18 protein-coding genes are annotated in these 16,169 nt (G+C 70.2%); 9 read left to right on the top strand and 9 right to left on the bottom strand.

What is annotated here, in order from left to right; all coding sequences use genetic code 11:
* The first annotated feature begins 11 nt into the window (after positions 1 to 11).
* From B7K22_RS12155 to B7K22_RS10550, 3 genes are read left to right on the top strand one after another with little or no spacing between them, the layout of a single operon-like run.
* A complete protein-coding gene (locus B7K22_RS12155; RefSeq protein ID WP_159448846.1) occupies positions 12 to 167 on the top strand; it encodes a hypothetical protein in 156 nt (51 codons plus the stop codon).
* Positions 164 to 1,678: a hemolysin family protein gene (locus tag B7K22_RS10545; protein WP_084040204.1), complete on the top strand. Its 1,515-nt coding sequence runs from the start codon at positions 164 to 166 to the stop codon at positions 1,676 to 1,678. The genes B7K22_RS12155 and B7K22_RS10545 overlap by 4 nt, the downstream gene beginning before the upstream one ends.
* Positions 1,671 to 2,720, top strand: coding sequence for a hemolysin family protein (locus tag B7K22_RS10550; protein WP_084040205.1), 1,050 nt, complete (start codon positions 1,671 to 1,673; stop codon positions 2,718 to 2,720). Before B7K22_RS10545 ends, B7K22_RS10550 begins: the two co-directional genes overlap by 8 nt.
* A gap of 193 nt (positions 2,721 to 2,913) precedes the next feature.
* On the opposite strand, the gene B7K22_RS11960 is transcribed toward B7K22_RS10550, so the two are convergent.
* The 5 genes from B7K22_RS11960 to B7K22_RS12160 all read right to left on the bottom strand — a co-directional run bounded on the left by B7K22_RS11960 (position 2,914) and on the right by B7K22_RS12160 (position 7,822).
* A complete protein-coding gene (locus B7K22_RS11960) occupies positions 2,914 to 3,069 on the bottom strand; it encodes a methionine/alanine import family NSS transporter small subunit (RefSeq protein ID WP_144276393.1) in 156 nt (51 codons plus the stop codon).
* The gene (locus tag B7K22_RS10555) at positions 3,066 to 4,823 is read right to left on the bottom strand and encodes a sodium-dependent transporter (RefSeq protein ID WP_084040206.1); all 1,758 of its coding nucleotides are present in this window, start codon (positions 4,821 to 4,823) and stop codon (positions 3,066 to 3,068) included. Before B7K22_RS10555 ends, B7K22_RS11960 begins: the two co-directional genes overlap by 4 nt.
* 227 nt (positions 4,824 to 5,050) lie before the next feature.
* On the bottom strand, positions 5,051 to 6,757 hold the full coding sequence (locus B7K22_RS10560) for an HNH endonuclease signature motif containing protein (protein ID WP_084040207.1): 1,707 nt from the start codon (positions 6,755 to 6,757) through the stop codon (positions 5,051 to 5,053).
* A gap of 177 nt (positions 6,758 to 6,934) precedes the next feature.
* On the bottom strand, positions 6,935 to 7,264 hold the full coding sequence (locus B7K22_RS10565; protein ID WP_084040497.1) for a nuclear transport factor 2 family protein: 330 nt from the start codon (positions 7,262 to 7,264) through the stop codon (positions 6,935 to 6,937).
* A gap of 93 nt (positions 7,265 to 7,357) precedes the next feature.
* Positions 7,358 to 7,822, bottom strand: a complete 465-nt coding sequence (locus B7K22_RS12160; RefSeq protein ID WP_159448848.1) for an ATP-binding protein — start codon at positions 7,820 to 7,822, stop codon at positions 7,358 to 7,360.
* Between the two features lie 196 nt (positions 7,823 to 8,018).
* Here B7K22_RS12160 and B7K22_RS10575 point away from each other — a divergent pair, with 196 nt between their 5' ends.
* Positions 8,019 to 9,173 carry a transglutaminase domain-containing protein gene (locus B7K22_RS10575; protein ID WP_084040208.1) on the top strand — a complete coding sequence of 385 codons (1,155 nt, stop codon included), beginning with the start codon at positions 8,019 to 8,021 and terminating at the stop codon, positions 9,171 to 9,173.
* 6 nt (positions 9,174 to 9,179) lie between these two features.
* Here B7K22_RS10575 and B7K22_RS10580 read toward each other — a convergent pair whose 3' ends face one another.
* Positions 9,180 to 9,422, bottom strand: coding sequence for a hypothetical protein (locus B7K22_RS10580; RefSeq protein ID WP_084040209.1), 243 nt, complete (start codon positions 9,420 to 9,422; stop codon positions 9,180 to 9,182).
* Positions 9,423 to 9,518: 96 nt separating this feature from the next.
* Here B7K22_RS10580 and B7K22_RS10585 point away from each other — a divergent pair, with 96 nt between their 5' ends.
* Both B7K22_RS10585 and B7K22_RS10590 read left to right on the top strand, forming a co-directional pair.
* Complete coding sequence (locus B7K22_RS10585) at positions 9,519 to 10,388, top strand: alpha/beta fold hydrolase (RefSeq protein WP_084040210.1); 870 nt, start codon at positions 9,519 to 9,521, stop codon at positions 10,386 to 10,388.
* 104 nt (positions 10,389 to 10,492) lie between these two features.
* Positions 10,493 to 11,857: a nicotinate phosphoribosyltransferase gene (locus B7K22_RS10590; RefSeq protein WP_084040499.1), complete on the top strand. Its 1,365-nt coding sequence runs from the start codon at positions 10,493 to 10,495 to the stop codon at positions 11,855 to 11,857.
* Here the strand turns inward: B7K22_RS10590 and B7K22_RS10595 are convergent, their stop codons facing one another.
* From B7K22_RS10595 to B7K22_RS10610, 3 genes are all read right to left on the bottom strand, one after another.
* On the bottom strand, positions 11,858 to 12,079 hold the full coding sequence (locus tag B7K22_RS10595; RefSeq protein ID WP_084040211.1) for a hypothetical protein: 222 nt from the start codon (positions 12,077 to 12,079) through the stop codon (positions 11,858 to 11,860).
* A gap of 62 nt (positions 12,080 to 12,141) precedes the next feature.
* Positions 12,142 to 12,828 carry a hypothetical protein gene (locus B7K22_RS11965; protein ID WP_144276394.1) on the bottom strand — a complete coding sequence of 229 codons (687 nt, stop codon included), beginning with the start codon at positions 12,826 to 12,828 and terminating at the stop codon, positions 12,142 to 12,144.
* Positions 12,829 to 12,967: 139 nt separating this feature from the next.
* Complete coding sequence (locus B7K22_RS10610; protein WP_234983463.1) at positions 12,968 to 13,618, bottom strand: TetR/AcrR family transcriptional regulator; 651 nt, start codon at positions 13,616 to 13,618, stop codon at positions 12,968 to 12,970.
* A 168-nt stretch (positions 13,619 to 13,786) separates the two neighbouring features.
* On the opposite strand from B7K22_RS10610, the gene B7K22_RS10615 reads away from it, so the two are divergent.
* From B7K22_RS10615 to B7K22_RS10625, 3 genes are read left to right on the top strand one after another with little or no spacing between them, the layout of a single operon-like run.
* On the top strand, positions 13,787 to 14,221 hold the full coding sequence (locus B7K22_RS10615) for a glyoxalase/bleomycin resistance/extradiol dioxygenase family protein (RefSeq protein ID WP_084040215.1): 435 nt from the start codon (positions 13,787 to 13,789) through the stop codon (positions 14,219 to 14,221).
* Positions 14,222 to 14,265: 44 nt separating this feature from the next.
* Positions 14,266 to 15,321 (top strand): NAD(P)-dependent alcohol dehydrogenase, encoded by a 1,056-nt coding sequence (locus B7K22_RS10620; protein WP_084040216.1) that lies wholly within the window; start codon positions 14,266 to 14,268, stop codon positions 15,319 to 15,321.
* Positions 15,322 to 15,359: 38 nt separating this feature from the next.
* Complete coding sequence (locus B7K22_RS10625; protein ID WP_084040217.1) at positions 15,360 to 16,148, top strand: DUF4386 domain-containing protein; 789 nt, start codon at positions 15,360 to 15,362, stop codon at positions 16,146 to 16,148.
* Positions 16,149 to 16,169: the final 21 nt, after the last annotated feature.

The raw sequence follows: 16,169 nt of genomic DNA on the forward strand, positions 1-16,169 counted from the left end.
AACATTTCCCCATGCCCGACGGCCATAGTCCCAAGCGCCGGCCCGCCGCCTCGCCTCGAGCGAGCGTGCACGGCCCGGCGCCAGCCCTCACCCCCCTCCCTGCCGAGCCGTACCGCCACCCGAGCGTGCCCGGCGCGGCCAGCACCCGCATCGGCCCGCTGCCATGACCCAGGCATGGCTTCTGCTGGGCCTTGCGGTCCTGCTCATCGCGGCCAACGCACTGTTCGTCGCCGCCGAGTTCGCCTTCGTGACCGTCGACCGCCCGAGTGTCGACAAGGCCGCCAAGTCCGGCGACAAGCGCGCCGCGAGCCTCAAGTCCGGGCTCGCGCAGCTGTCGACCGAGCTGTCGAGCGCGCAGCTGGGCATCACCGTGACGAGCCTGCTGGTCGGCTTCATCGCCGAGCCGTCGATCGCGACCCTGCTGCGCGCCCCCCTCGACGCGGCCGGCATGCCGGAGGGCACGGCGCTCGCGGTGTCGTTCACGGCCGCGTTCATCATCGCGACGGCGACCCAGATGATCTTCGGCGAGCTTGTGCCCAAGAACTGGGCGATCGCCGAGCCGCTCCGCGTGGGCCGCGCCATCACGGTCCCCCACCGCGGCTTCACGTGGTTCGCGGGGCCGCTCATCCGCTTCCTCAACAACTCCGCGAACTGGCTGGTGCGTCGCCTCGGCATCGAGCCCGTCGAGGAGCTCGCGTCCGCGCGGTCCGCCCAGGAGCTCGAGTCCCTCGCGGTTCGCTCCGCCGCCCAGGGGACCCTCGAGCCGCGCGTCGCGACGCGCCTCGCCCGGGCCGCAGAGCTGCGCGAGCGGACCGCGTCGGACGCGATGACGCCACGCACGCGCGTCACCTTCGTCGAGGCCGATGCGTCCGTGGCCGAGGTGCTCGCGCTCGCCTCGCGCACGGGTCACGCGCGCTTCCCCGTGATGGGCGAGAGCGTCGACGACATCGTCGGGGTCGCGCACTTCAAGCGCGCGCTCGCCGTGCCCGCTCGCCAGCGCAAGACCACTCCCGTCAGCGAGGTCTGCCTGCCGGTCGAGTCCGTGCCGTCGACCATGCCGCTGAGCTCCGTCCTGGACGCGCTGCGCCGTGGCTCCCAGATCGCGATCGTCGTCGACGAGTACGGCGGCACCGACGGGGTGGTCACGCTCGAGGACCTGGTCGAGGAGATCGTCGGCGAGATCGAGGACGAGCAGGACCGGCCCGTCGCGCGCCACCGCAGCATCGGCGAGGACAAGTGGTCGCTGTCCGGCCTGCTGCGGCCCGACGAGGCCGGGGAGATCATGGGCCTCGACCTGCCCGAGGCTCGCGAGTCCGACACCATCGGCGGGCTGCTCACCGAGCACCTCGAGCGCTTCCCGAAGCTCGGCGACCAGATCACCGTCGAGGCGCGTGATGAGCGCCACCGCGACGAGGACGACATCCCCACGCCCGTCGAGGTGCGCATCACCGTCACCAGGCTCGACGGCCACCGTGTCGACCGCGTGATGGTCGAGCTGATGCCGCGCGAGGTCGACGCTGACGAGCGCGGCGGTGACAACGCCTCCTCCGGCTCGGGCGATCGGCGCGAGGGCGAGGCAGGCGCTAGGTCCGGCGCGCGCAGCGACTCGCGTGCGAACGCGCGCGACGACCGAGGCAACGACCGACGCGACGACCGCGGGGAGGTGAGCCGTGGCTGACTGGGTCGCCATTGTCATCGCCATCGCGCTGCTGCTCGGCAACGCCTTCTTCGTGGGCGCCGAGTTCGCGCTCGTCTCCGCGCGTCGCACGCAGATCGAGCCTCGCGCCGCGGAGGGCTCCTTCTCCGCCCGCATCACGGTGCGAGCCATGGAGAGGGTGTCGCTGATGATGGCCGGCGCTCAACTGGGCATCACCATGTGCTCGCTGGGCCTGGGCGCCATCGGCGAGCCGGCCGTTGCGCATCAGCTCGAGAAGCCGCTCGCGGCGATCGGCGTCGAGGGCGCGTGGCTGCACGGCATCGCGTTCGGAGTCGCGCTCGCCATCGTCGTGTTCCTGCACATGGTGCTGGGCGAGATGGTGCCCAAGAACATCGCGCTCGCCGGGCCCGAGCGGTCCGCGATCCTGCTGGGTCCGGTGCTTTACGGCATCGTGTGGATCCTGAAGCCGGTGATCTGGATGCTCAACTGGATCGCGAACTGCGTGCTCAAGGCGCTGCGCGTCGAGCCGCGGGAGGAGGTCGCCAGCGCGTTCGACGCGGATCAGGTGGCGGCCTTCGTCGCCGAGTCGCGAGACGAGGGCCTGCTGGGCGACGAGGAGCACCAGGTGCTGTCGGGGTCGATCACGCTCGCCTTCGAGACGGTCGAGACCGTGCTGACGCCGTGCGGCGAGCTCGAGACGCTGCCGGTCGACGTCACCCCGCAGCAGGCGCAGAAGGCGTCCCTGCGGACCGGGTTCTCGAGGTTCCCGATCGTGGACGACGACGGCGAGTACGTCGGTTACCTGCACCTCAAGGACTTCGTCGAGGTGCAGCGTGGAGCGGCGACCAAGCCGGTTCCTCAGGAGAGCGTGCGTCCGCTCACGTTCATCAGCGCCGATGCGTCGCTCGAGTCTGCCCTCACCGCCATGCAGGCGCGGGGCACCCACATCGCGCTCGTGCGCAAGGGCGGCACGGTCATCGGCGCGGCGATGCTCGAGGACGTCATCGAGCGGCTCGTGGGCGAGGTCGTTGACGCAGGCCAGGCGGTCGACGCGGACGTCTGAGGTCGTGCGCCGGGTTGCAGCGGCGCTCGCATGTGCAGGGGCGCTGGCTCGGGCCGACGCTGGTGCACCATAGCCGCTCGCGGATCGGCGAGAAGCGACGTCGGGCCACCATTGCCGCGCTCAGACGGCGCGGAGCACCGACGCCTGGTGGTGCAATGGCGTGCGGCGTCGTACCCCGTCGAGCGCGGACCCACTAAGTCGCTTCGGTGGGCTGGGCGGGCGTGTCCTCTCCGCCGTCGGGGAGGTCCGTCGGCTCGGGGCGGCGCGCGAGCAGCACGATCGACCCCACCAGGCCGCCCCAGATGATGAGCATCGACACTGCCATGAGGGCGACGGCTTCCGGGCTCACGAGGTCCTCCTCTGGTCGGGGCGCGGTTCGGGCTGGCCGGGTGCCTCGGACTCGCCCGGCGTTTGGGGCCAGCCAGGAGGCTCGGGCTCGCCCGGCGCGGAAGTCGAGTTGCGCGGCCCGAGGGGCGCTGATGCCGCCCCGGGTGTGGCCGTCGGTCCGCCCAATACCCGACCGTCGACTCCGGGCAGGCCGAGCTGCTCCCGCGTGGGCCACACGGAGAATCGCGACACGTCGCGCCGCCACCCGAGCATCGGCACCAGGAGGGCGGCCAGGAGCAGGAACGCGACCGTTCCCCACCCGGCGAGGAGCAGGTATCCACCGGGGTAGTCGCCGTAGCCATCCCCGAGGAACTCGACGGCCTTCTGGATCAGCATGAAGATCAGCACCAGCGCGACCAGGTTGACGAGGACGCGCCAGACCACGCCGGGCCGGTAGGTCGACAGCACACTGAGGTGCCGGTCGAGCTCGAGCGTGCGCCGGCCCAGCCAGAGCGCGACGACGATCATCCCCACGGCACCGGCGACGATCCCGAGCTGGTTGGAGAACGCGTCGACGACATCGAGCAGGTAGATCCCCGTCGCCGTCGAGAACCCCAGGATCGACAGGATCGCCGACACTCCCCCGACCGCGAGGGCGGCGGTCCGCGGCGTGAGCGAGAACTTGTCCTGAAGCGCCGCGGAGATGGCCTGCAGCACCGACATCAGCGACGTGAGTCCGGCGATCACGAGCGACGCGAAGAACAGCGCCCCGAACAGCTCGCCGCCAGGCATCTGCGCGATCACCGCGGGGAACGTCACGAACGACAGCTGGACGCCAGCGAGCCCTTCGAGGTCGGCGACCGCGACGCCCTGCTGCGCGGCCAGGAAGCCGAGCGTCGCGAAGACGCCCAGTCCGGCCAGTAGGGAGAAGGACGAGTTGCCGAATGCGACGACGAGCGCTGGCGTCGTGAGGTTGGAGCGCCGCCGCCGGTAGGACGAGTACGTGATCATCACGCCGTACGCGAGCGACAGCGAGAAGAACACCTGACCGAAGGCCGCGATCCACACAGCCGGGTCCGCAAGCGCCTCGAAGTCGGGTGTGAACAGCGCGTCGATGCCCTCGGCGGCGCCGTCGAGGAACAGCGCACGGACCACGAGGGCGCCGAAGGTCACGACGAGCAGCGGGATGCCGATGACGTTGAGCTTCTCAACGCCGTGCGCGACGCCGAGGGCGAGCACGAGGATCGCGATCGCCCACAGCACCACCAACGGGATCAGAACTCCTGGGACGAAGTCGAGGCTGAACGCGCCGGGCTCGCCGACGTGCAGGTACTCCTCGTTGAAGAAGTCCGCGGGGTTCTCCGCGTAGCGCAGGTCGAAGCTGAAGACGAAGTAGCTCAACGCCCACGCGATGATCACCGTGTAGTACAGGCCGATGACGAAGCAGATCGCGACGTGGAACCACCCCACGGACTCGCCGCCCGGGCCGGCGCGCTTCATGGCGAGTGGCGCCGAGCCTCGGAAGCGGTGACCGATCGCGTTCTCGAGGAACAGGATGGGGATACCCGCCACGACGAGCGCGATCAGGTACGGGATCATGAACGCGCCGCCGCCGTTCTCATACGCCTGGCCGGGAAAGCGCCAGATATTGCCGAGCCCCACCGCGGAGCCGATCGCCGCCAGGATGAAGGCGGTCTGGCCGGACCAGTGCTCGCGCTTCTCGGCAGGTGCGCCCCGAGGCGCCGGCACCGCCGGGGATGCGTCGCTGTCCGCCATGCTCACTCCACTCGACTAGTGATCCGCTGGCTCTCGGACCCGACGGCATCAGATCCGAGCGAGGAACATCACGGCCCCAGCAGGAGGAGCCCTGCGTTCGAGTCACATCCGTCGACGCTGTGCCGCCTGCGCTCGGCATGATCGGACGGCACCGCGTGCTGCTTCGCTTCCTACGCTAGCCCGGTACCAGCGCCGATGCGCGGGCTGGCAGAAAGCGGAGCTGTCCCTCAGTGGGCCAGAGCGTCGTCTTCGAGCGGCTCGTGCTCAAACAAGGCCTCGTCGGCACCGTGCATGCCGTGGACGCCGAGCCGGAACCAGGCGTCCTCCTCGTTCCAGACCTGTTGCTCAAGGTCGCGGATGAAAGCCTCGTCCTCTGGCGTGATGGCGGGCAGGGGCGGAACCTGTTCGAGGGTGTGAATGCCGGACATGTCGATGTCGAACACCGCGTCGCCGCCAAGATGCGGTGTGCGGCTCGGATCAATGTGCGGTGGTGGCACGAAGGACACGCGGCTGCCGTGCACGTCGATCTGCCAGCCGAGGTTGTGGACATCGTGATGACATCTCGTGCACAGCATCACGCCGTTGGCGAGGTCGGTCATCCCGCCGCGTTCCCAGAACTCGATGTGGTGGGCTTCGCAGTACTCGGGAGGGGCGTGGCATTTCGCGCAGCCACCATCGCGGCCGATCATCGCGGTCCGCTGGCTGGCAGTGAACAGGCGTCTGGTGCGCCCGAAGTCCATCACGGTGCCGTCACCGGCAAGCACCTCGGGGATGAAGCCGGCATCCCCTGCCAGGCGGCGTGCCTCGCGCGCCGACACCGGTGTGGTGATCCCGTCGATGGACGCTAGTCCTTGGCCGCGCAGCAGGCTCTCCAGGGTCATCCGCACGATCACGGTGGTCCGCACCCCCGACTCGCCACGCTTGGTGCAACCCAGGATGTGGCGGGCCAGGTCGTGCAGCACGTCGGCGCGGATCTGCCCGATCGTGCGCCGCTCGAGAGCCTCACCGGTGCAGCCGTCACGGTGACCGCTCAGGCATGCACCCGGTCCGGCGCAGTCGTGCGAGATGTGCGACACCTGGCAGCCACACGGCTCGGTGATCGCACCCGTGACGGGATCGATGGCGCCTGGCTTGGCGGGCCGCGCCTGCTGACGGACCTGCAGGGTCGTCATCTGCTCCAGCACCGTCAAGATCGGCGCGGCCGTGACGGCGTCGAGCTCACCGTGAATCACCACTTTGCCTGAGTGGTCCTGCTTCCACCACAGATACCGCTTGTCGTATGCGACCTTCTCACGACGCTCGTGCTCGTCGAGGTCGATCCTCGCGACCGCCCGCGCCACCGCCCGCTTGACGCCGTTCACGTCGAGCGTGCGCGCCTTGTTCACCAGCCGCGTCTCAAGCTCGGCCAGCACCTGTGCCGACACCCGTCCAGCCACAGCATTCAAACCGTTCACGATCGCGGCGGCGGCCTCCACCGAGATGTCGCCGACCAGCTGCGCCCCGGCCACGAGCGGATACTTCGCACGCATACGCTTGCGCCCCGGCGCAGACGAACCGTCAGGGGCAGGGATCAGAGCAGGCTCCTCGCTCCCATCGGGAACCGGGCTGTCGTCCTCGATGGGCGTAAACGCATCTCCGGCCTCCACCGACCGCTTCGCACGCGGAACCGACCCACCCTGAACCTTCGCGAACATCGCCGGCGCGTCGCCATGGCCCTCGATGCGCGCGAGCCCCCCACCGGGCAGATCATCAGCCGTGCGCCGAGCCACCTCGCCCGCGAACCGCGCCTCCAGCGCCCCCACCGTGCGCGACACCCTGCCCACATGCTCCAACGCCTCAAGCAGCTCCGGCTTCGACAGACCAGAGATGTCCTCACCCGCGGCAGCACCCAGCAGCTCGTGCAGCTGCACCCACTCCGCGTCCGAGAACGTCATGACCCCACCCCACCACCAGCCACTGACACCGCAACCGCGCAGTCCACAGCCTGCAAGCGCATCGGCCCTATCCAGAGGACTCCAGCACGGCGCGACGTGTCCATGGAGACATCACACCACGGGGGTCTGACATCGCCGAGAAGGCTCACATACCAGGCACGATAGCCACCGAGCGCATCACCCTTCGCGGATCGTCATCGACGCGATCTGCCCCTCCTCCGGCACGATCTCGAAGCTCGACAGGCCGTTCGCATGCGTCGAGCGCCAGTCCCCCACCACGGTGACCACGCGGCCCTCGACCTCCACCTCGCGCACGGTGAGGGTCCCGCGAGCGCCCAGGAACTCCTTGTCGCTCCACGCCTTGATCTCGTCGCGGCCGCGGAAGATCCGGCCCCAGTCGTCGACGTAGCCGGACTCGACGAAGGCCTCGAGAAAGGCAGACTCGTCGTGCGCGTTGACGGCGGCGATGAAGGACGCCACTGGCTCGGGGATGTGCTGGTCAGTCATGTGCTCCTCCACGGTCGACGGGGCGGATGCGGCGGTCACCTCCGACTATCTCTCACCCACACCGTGCACGCGACTTGGGCGGCGCAGCACAGCTCACCGCACGATCTCGAAGCCGTCGTACGCGGCGCCCTCCTCGGCCGTGGGCGCCTCGTACAGATGCGCCGAGTCGCGCAGGACCCCGTCGGCGAGGGCCCGAGCATCCTCACCTCCGCGCTCGAGCACGCGCGCGATGCACACGTCCACCGGCACGTCGACCCAGTGCAGCACGGTGCGCGCGCCAGTGCCGTCGGCGAGCGACCGCAGCCTGTCGCGCTCGTCGCGCGCCCAGGAGCCGAACTCCGCGACCACCGTCGTGCCGGACGCGAGCAGCGGCGGGATGGTCGCCTTGACCTCGGGCTGCAGAGCGAAGCGCGCCTCGTAGTCGACCAGGCTGAGGCCCCGCGCGAGAACCGCATCGTCCATCGCGACGTGCACGCCAGGCTCGGCCTCGAGCAGCCGCGCCGCGAGCGCGGTCTTGCCCGAACCCGGCAGGCCGGTGAGGACGTGGAGAGTCGTCATGGAAGCACGGTAGCGGGCACGTGCAGTCGCCTCTCGCGCATCGCCGATGCGCGGGCCCGGCCCCGCGGCGCTGTCACCAGCTCTCGGAGCGCCACGCTGCCCGAGGGGTGTTGTCTGTGCCACACCGTGGTGCCGCCGAAGGCCTGGTAGACAGTAGATTCGGCGCAGGCGAACGAGATCGACACCGAGGGGCCGCATGACACACGAGGGCACGCACGAGGGGATGCGTCCCGGCGAACCCCGAACGCCAGGGCTGCCCGCTCGCGGCTGGCTCCCCGACCCCTCCGAGACAGGGCTCGAGCGGTTCTGGGATGGCACCCGGTGGACGGGACGCGTGCGCGACCGGCACACGCGCATGGAGTTCCCGCCGCCCGAGCTCCTGACATACAGCCCGCGCACGTGGGACCGAGAGCTGCCACGGCCGCCGCGGCGGCGCCTCGCGGGACTCAAGGCGCTCGCGTTCATCGCCGTGGTCGGCGCCGGCGCCTACTACGGCTACCAATGGCTGCACGAGAGCGAGCAGCTCCCGACATGGGCCGAGTCGTCCGCGGTGGCCGCGGTGCTCAGCGTACCGGCGGTGCCGGACACCGGCTATCCCACCTACGGCTCGACCGAGCTGGTGAACTACCTCGAGGCGGGCATGGTCGCGCAGGAGGGCGCGATCGACGTCACCTACTGGGCCAACGACGTGGGCATCGACGGCATCTCGGATGCCTTGCTCGAGGCCGCAGCGCAGAACCCCTACCTCTACGTGAAGGGTTGGGCGGCCTCGCAGTGGGGCGCCCGAACCGTCATTGAGCCCGAGTACGTGTACGCGAAAGAGGAGGCCGACCGTCGCCGGGCCACCACCCTTCAGGCGGTGACGGACGCGCTCGCCACCTCCGGCGCGCTGCAGGCGTCCGACCCCGAGGAGCGGGTGACGCTCATCCACGACTGGATCGTGGACCACGCCACCTACGACATGACCGCCTTCGAGGAGATCACCGGCAGCGAGCTCTCCGACCGCGTGGCCCAGTCCCAGGAGGCGTACGCGATCTTCGCGCTCGGCACCGCGGTGTGCAACGGCTACGCGATGGCGTTCGCTGCGATGGCGGAGCAGGCCGGCGTGGACGCGGTGGTCGTGACCGGCTCCGATGGCGCGGGCGAGACCGGCGGCGCGCACGCGTGGAACAAGGTGCTGATCGGCGACGAGTGGCTGCTGGTCGACACCACCTGGAACGATCCGATCGCTCCGGAGCCCATCCTGCGCCACGACTATCTACTGGTCGAGGACGGCGCGGCCATCCTCGACACGCGGGTCACGCACGACGACTGGGTCGTGGACGCGAACCGGCACGCGTTCGGGGCGTGACGTGGGCTACGACCGCCGCACCCCGTCGCCCGATGCGGTCAGCACTACGCGGTCGTACTTGCGGTTGGCGAGGCGGTAGATCACGTAGATCAGCCACAGCCCGCCGGTGAGGATCACGAAGATGGTGTTCCAGAACCAGCCGATGCGCCGCTGCCTGGCAAGGACCACCTGCGACGGCGTGCGCGACTCGATGCCGTAGCCGCGGGCGACGTAGCGCGCGACCTCGGTGTCCAATGCGGGCGAGTTCATGAGACCTCCTGTGTCATCACGAGCATGACGCTCATCGCGGCGAGAGCGCAAATACGGGCCGATGCGGCTGTCACCTGTGCACCCTACGGTGGAGGCATGCCGGCCTCGCCTTCCGTACCTGCCTCGACGCCCGCGAGCTCTCTGGGCGAACGTGCGATGGTCCAGGTCGACGGCATCGAGGTCGCGACCTACGAGCTGGCTGCGGACCGCGGCGCCGCCGGGACGGTGGTGATGTGCCACGGCACCCCATGGCAGGCGCAGGTGTGGGCACCGGTCGCGCACGCGCTCGCGCAGCGCTACCGCGTCCTGCTGTGGGACATGCCGGGCTACGGCCACTCGACCATGGACCCGGAGGTCCCGGTCGACCTCTGCTCCCAGATGTCCCGCTTCCGCGCACTCCTCGATCACTGGAACCTGGACCGTCCGCACGTGGTCGCTCACGACATCGGCGGCGCGGTCGCGCTGGGCGCCCACCTGCTTCACCACGCGGATTACGCCAGCCTGCACCTGTGGGACATCGTCACGCTCGAGCCGTGGGGCTCTCCGTTCTTCTCACTCGTCGCCGAGAACGCCGAGGTCTTCTGCCGCCTGCCGCCGCGCCTGCACCGCGCGCTCGTGCGCGAGTACATCGCCGGTGCCGCTCATGGCCGCCTCCCGGAGTTCGAGCTCGACATGCTCGCGGCTCCGTGGACCACGGACCGGGGGCAGGCGGCGCTGTATCGGCAGATGGCGGCGCTGGCGCCCGAGCACACCCGCCCTCTCGCGGCGAGCCTGGGCGAGGTGCGCTGTCGTGTCACGCTGGGCTGGGGCGAGCAGGACCCGTGGATCCCGATCGAGCAGGCGCACCGACTGCGGGAGGCCCTGCCAGGAAAACCCGCCCTGACGAGCGTTCCCAACACCGGGCACCTGGTCCCTCTCGAGCGGCCCGATGCGGTGGCGGCGGCGCTCCTCAGCGGGCTCCCGTAGAACAACAGCGCGGCAGAGACCCGGCTACCCGCGGCGGGGCATGTGCGGCGGCCGAGCCGGCACGAGCCCGCGCCCGTGAGTCGAGCCGTGACACGATGGCAGGCATGACGCCTCCGGACAGCGGCGCGGCCGCGAGCGCGCTCGCCACCGATCAATACGAGCTCACGATGGCAGCGAGCTACCACGCGCAGGGCATGAACGGGCCGGCGGTCTTCGACCTCTTCGTGCGGTCGCTTCCCGAGTCGCGGCGGTACCTGGTAGCCGCAGGGATCGCCGATGCGGTCGCCTACCTCGAGCAGGTGCGCTTCAGCAAGGCGGACGTCGAGTACCTGAGGTCGCTCGGGACGTTCGACGAGGCCTTTCTGAACTACCTCGCGGGATTCCGCTTCACCGGAGAAGTGTGGGCGGTGGCCGAGGGCGAGGTGTGCTTTCCCGAGGAGCCGCTCGTGCGGGTCGAGGCGCCGCTCATCGAGGCGCAGATAGTCGAGACGGCGCTGCTGTCGACCGTCGCCCACCAGACCGCCATCGCGTCGAAGGCGGCGCGCGTCGCGATCGCCGCAGGCGAGCGCAGCTTCGTGGACTTCGCCTCCCGGCGCGCCCACGGGCCCGAGGCCGCTGTGAAGGGGGCGAGGTCCGCATACCTGGCGGGCGCATCGGCTACCAGCAATGTGTTGGCCGGGAAGCTGTACGGGATCCCTCTCAGCGGCACCATGGCGCACTCGTACGTGATGGCGTTCGAGGACGAGCGCGAGGCGTTCCGCACGTTCGCGCGCGACTTCCCCACCTCCGCGGTGCTGCTGATCGACACCTACGACACCGTCCAGGGCGCCCGCCACGCCGTCGAGGTGGCGCGCGAGCTCGCTGACGAGGGCGTGCGCCTGCGCGGCGTTCGCCTGGACTCGGGCGATCTCGCGAACCTGTCGCGCGCGGTGCGGACCGTGCTCGACGAGGGCGGGTGCGGCGACGTGCGCATCGTCGTCAGCGGCGACCTGGACGAGCATCGCATTGCCGAGCTGATCGCCGCGGGGGCGCCCATCGACTCGTTCGGCGTGGGCACGCAGATGGGCGTCAGCGCCGATGCGCCCGCGCTGAGCGCCGTCTACAAGCTCGCCGAGGCGGACGGGCGGCCCGTGCTCAAGCTCTCGACCGGCAAGGACTCGCTGCCGGGGCGCAAGCAGGTGTGGCGCGTCGAGCGCGACGGACTTCTCGATCACGACGTGATCGGGCTGGACGGCGAGGAGCTGCCCGGACGCCCTCTGCTCGAGCACGCGATGTCGGGAGGGAGGCGCATGGGTCAGGCGCCGTCGATGGCCGATGCGCGAGAACGCTGCGAGCGTGGCCTCGCCTCGCTGCCCGAACAGCTTCGCTCACTCGAGGGCGGTGCCGTGCCGCCGCCCGTGAGGACGTCGGCGGCGCTCGATGAACTCTCTACGCGCGTGCGTGCCGCGCTCGACGATCGCGGCGCCTGACTAGAGGCTGCGCTTGAGGAAGTCGCGGAACTCTGGCGCGACCACCCACGTGGGCCCGGGCTCGCCGGTGATGTCCTCCTCGGTCGCCGCGCCGTGCACCGCGAGCTCGCTGCCCACCTCCGGCGGGAGGAAGGTCTTGCGCTCGGCGACGATGGCGGTGATCTGCTCCGCGGACAGCTTCTGCTTGGCGGCGATGAATCGGTCGTTGTCCAGATCGCTCATGCTTCGACACTAACGCCGGACGGGCGGTCGTGCGTCACCCAAGCACCGTTCCTGCGGGCAGCTCAGGGATGCTGAACATCGATCACGACCCGGGTGGGATCCTCGAGCCGGAAGACTCGGAAGGGCTGGTCGGAGGACAGCCCCACGAAGACCTCCGTCTCGCCTTCGAACACGGAGCCGTAGACGACCTCCTCGACGATCCCGGCGGGATCGGGATCGATCCGGTCGGGGCCCTGGTACTCCTGCGCTCCGTCCTCCGTCGGGTGGACCACGCCGTCGACCGCGATGCGCAGGAAGGCGTCCCCGTCCAGGTCCACCGGCTGACCCGAGCCAGCAAGGGCGGGCTCGTCGACGTAGCCGGCCCTCCACCCGGGCTCACCGGGTCCGGCGAGATCGAGCACGATCCGGTCGTAGTCCTCGTGGTAGCCGAACCTGAGGTTGGTGGGACTCAGGCGCGCGTCTGCGCTTGCGTCAGCGGTGTCATCCGCGCGGTCCGCCGGGAAGGGAGCCTCGTCCTCGGGCGGCTCCTCGTCCGTGGGCTCGCGCGTGGTGACGATGGTCTCGGAGGGCCGAGGCGTGGCCGTCGTGACCGAGACGTCTGGCGACGGCGTGACGGTCGCCTCCTCCGTGACCGTGTCGGTGGCGGTGTCGGTGGTGGTCGAGACCGGCGGCTCCGCGTCCTCGGAAGCGCACCCGGTGACCAAGAGGGTTCCCGCCGCGGTCACGGCGGCCAGGTGGGTGTGTCGCATGGCATCGCTCCTCTCGCTACTGGCGTGGCGAGCCGGCGCAGACGCGCCGGCGCGTGCGTGCCCTTCGATTCGAACGCGGATGGTGCTTCCATGCAAGGGCGCTGGCAGGGCGCTCGGTCTGCGACCGCTGGCCGAACGATCAGCCCTCGGCGAGCCGCGTCACACCGTCGAGGATGAGGTCGATCCCCACCTCGAACGACGCGCCGAAGCTGTACCCCGGCTGCATCGCATGTTCGGATGCGAAGCGCAGCAGGTGCGGGAACTCCTGCCCGTCGAGCACGTCCTCGAGGGAGCCAGCAACGTCCTCGGCGTGCGAGTTGCCGTACGATTCGGCCGAGTCGCCAATGGACTGCGCCGCGCCCAGGTAAGCCTCCTGCATCGCGAAGCCGTAGACGAACGAGTCCAGCAGCGCATACGCATGAGCGATGCACCACAGCGGCAGCCCGCCGCGCGTGAGCGCGGCGAGCGTCGCTTCGTGATGGCGCAGGAGCTCAGGTCCCGGATTCGAGCGCGACTCAAGCAGCGGGATCGCCCACGGATGACGGACCAGCGCTTGCCTCGCCGACTCGCAGCGCCGCCGGATCGCCTCGCGCCACTCGAGTTCCGCGCTCGCCGGCTCCATCTCAGCGATCACCCTGTCCACCATTCCGTCGAGCAGCGCGTCCTTGCTCTCGACGTGGCGGTAGAGCGACATGGGCTTGGCCCCAAGCTCCGCAGCCAGCGACCGGATGGTCAAGGACTCGAGCCCATCGCGGTCAGCCAGCTCGACGCCCGTCGCGAGAACGACCACCGTGGACAGCTTTGCCTTGCTAGGGCGCTGCTTTGGCGCCTCGCTCTGTTCCCTCTTCGCCACGACTTCTCCCGGATCTGTTGACAGTGAGTACTTAGTACGCCTACTCTCGAGCCTATCAGGCGTACTAAGTACGCAAAACTGCGACGCACATGGAGGATCACCACCATGACCGCGAAGTCACAGCAGGACCCCACCGGCGCGACGCAGCTCCGCCTGGTGGTCCACGCCGAGGACATCGTCGCCGCCCTCGACGTCTACCGAGACGCACTGGGTCTGACCCCCGAGCTCGACCTCACCACCGACACCGACGACGGCCCCGCCCGCGTGGTCGTCCTCGATGCCGGCCGAGCGACCCTCGAGCTCATCGACAGTCGCCAGCGCCACCTCATCGACTCGCTCGAGGTGGGTCGCGACGTCTCCCGGGACATCCGCGTGGGACTCGAGGTCGCCGATGCGCACGCCGCCACCGACCGCGCCCTCTCCGCCGGCGCCGAGCAGGTCGCGCCTCCCACCCGCACCCCCTGGGGCTCGCTCAACGCGCGTCTCGAGGGACCGGCTGGCCTTCAGCTCACCCTCTTCCGGCAGATCGACCCGGAGTGATCCGCCCCGGGCCACCACCCACCACGACACCAAGGAGAACGGCCATGACCGCCACCGCCCGCACCGCCACCACCGAGAACACCCCGCAGATCACCGCGTCGTACCCCGTCACCATGACCGCCGCGCTTCACCGGTCCTTCGGTGACGCGCGCTCGTCAGTCGAGATCGCATCGGCCCCCATCCCCTCCCCCGGCCCCACGCAGGTGCTGGTGAAGGTCGAGGCCGCGGGCATCGCCATCGGCGACTGGCTGACCATGCAGGGCCTGCCGTACATCGCCCGCCCGGCGTATGGTCTCGCTCGACCCAAGCTGCCGGTCCTCGGCAACGAGGTCGCTGGCACAGTGGTCGCCGTCGGCGACCAGGTCTCCAGCGGCGCCGATGCGTTCGTTCCTGGCGATCGTGTGCTCGGCTTCGCGCAGGGCGCCTTCGCGCAGTACGCGGTCACGGAGGCCGCTCACCTGGTCCGCACCCCAGACGCCCTAGGAACCGTCGACGCCGCTGCGATCCCGGTCTCGGGCCTCACCGCCTACCGGGCCGTGGTCGAGGAGAGCGGCGCCAAGGCCGGCGAGAGGGTGCTCGTGCTGGGCGCCTCAGGTGCGGTCGGCACCTTCGCCGTCCAGATCGCGAAGGCGCACGGCATGCACGTGACCGCCGTGGCATCGGCGCGGAACGCTGACCTCGTCGCCCGACTCGGCGCCGACCAGGTGGTCGACTACGCCGCCCAGGATATCGAGGACATGGGTCAGAGCTGGGACGCCGTCATCGACCTCGCCGGCAACCGGCCCGTGCGCTCGCTGCGCCGCCTGCTCACGGCTCGCGGCACCGCCGTGATCGTCGGCGGCAACGGCGGGCGCGTCACCATGGGCTTCTCGCGCACCATTCGCGCGATGCTGCTCAACCCGTTCGTGAAGCAGAGGCTGACGATGCTGGTGGCGGGCTCGTCCCAGGCCGGCCTCGCCGCGGTGCGTGACATGGTCGCCTCCGGCGCTGTCATCCCGGTCATCGACCGCACCTTCCCGCTGTCGCGGTTCGCGGACGCCATGGAGCACATCGGCAGCCGTCACACCCAAGGCAAGTCCGTCATCGTCGTCGACGGCTGACGCCCCACGACTGAGCACAACACCGCAGGAGAGAACCCATGCATGCCACTGCCACCAACCGCTCCATCAAGCGCACGAGCCGCGCCGCTGGCGAGCTCTACGCCGCGATCTTCCTTCTCGCTCCCCTCGGCTTCCTGATCGGCAAGTCGCCCGTCACGAGCCTGGGCGAGGGCGAGTCCGCCACCTTCGCCATCGCGCAGAACGAGCAGCTGTTCCGGCTCGGCATGCTCGCCGAGGTGGGCGTGGTCGCCATCGAGCTGATTCTCGCTGCGCTGCTGTTCGCGCTGTTCCGCCCGGTGAGCCGCTCGCTCGCGCTGGGCGCGGCGCTCACCCGCGCCGCCGAGGCCGTCATCCAGGCCGTGAACCTCGTGCCGAGCTTCATCGCCCTGTCCGCCGCGACCGGCACGGGCGTGTACGCGGAGATGGCTCTCGCGAGCCGCGAGACCGTCGTCCTCGCGTCGATGGAGGCGTACGAGTTCGGCATCCTCGTGTGGGGCCTCCCCTTCGCGCTGCACGTGCTGTTCCTCGGGCTCCTCGTCGTGCGGTCGCGACTCGTGCCCGCGGCGATCGGCTGGCTGCTGATCGCCGCCTCTGCCGGCTACTTCCTTGACTCGCTCGCCCCGATGGTGCTGCCCGGCGCGGCCGGCGTCGCCGAGGCGCTCGTGATGGTGCTCGCCATCCCCGCCGAGCTGTCGTTCGCGGTGTGGCTGATCGTCAAAGGCGTGCGGCCCGAGAGGTGGCGCGCGCTCGCGGCGGAGCCGGACGGAGCGACGGCCGATGCGCTCGCGGCCTCTCGCGGTCCCGCCACCGAGTCTGTTGGGGCCTGAGCGACACCCCGCACGTGCCAG

It is taken from the genome of Demequina sp. NBRC 110053 (assembly GCF_002090095.1).
GTDB lineage: Bacteria > Actinomycetota > Actinomycetes > Actinomycetales > Demequinaceae > Demequina.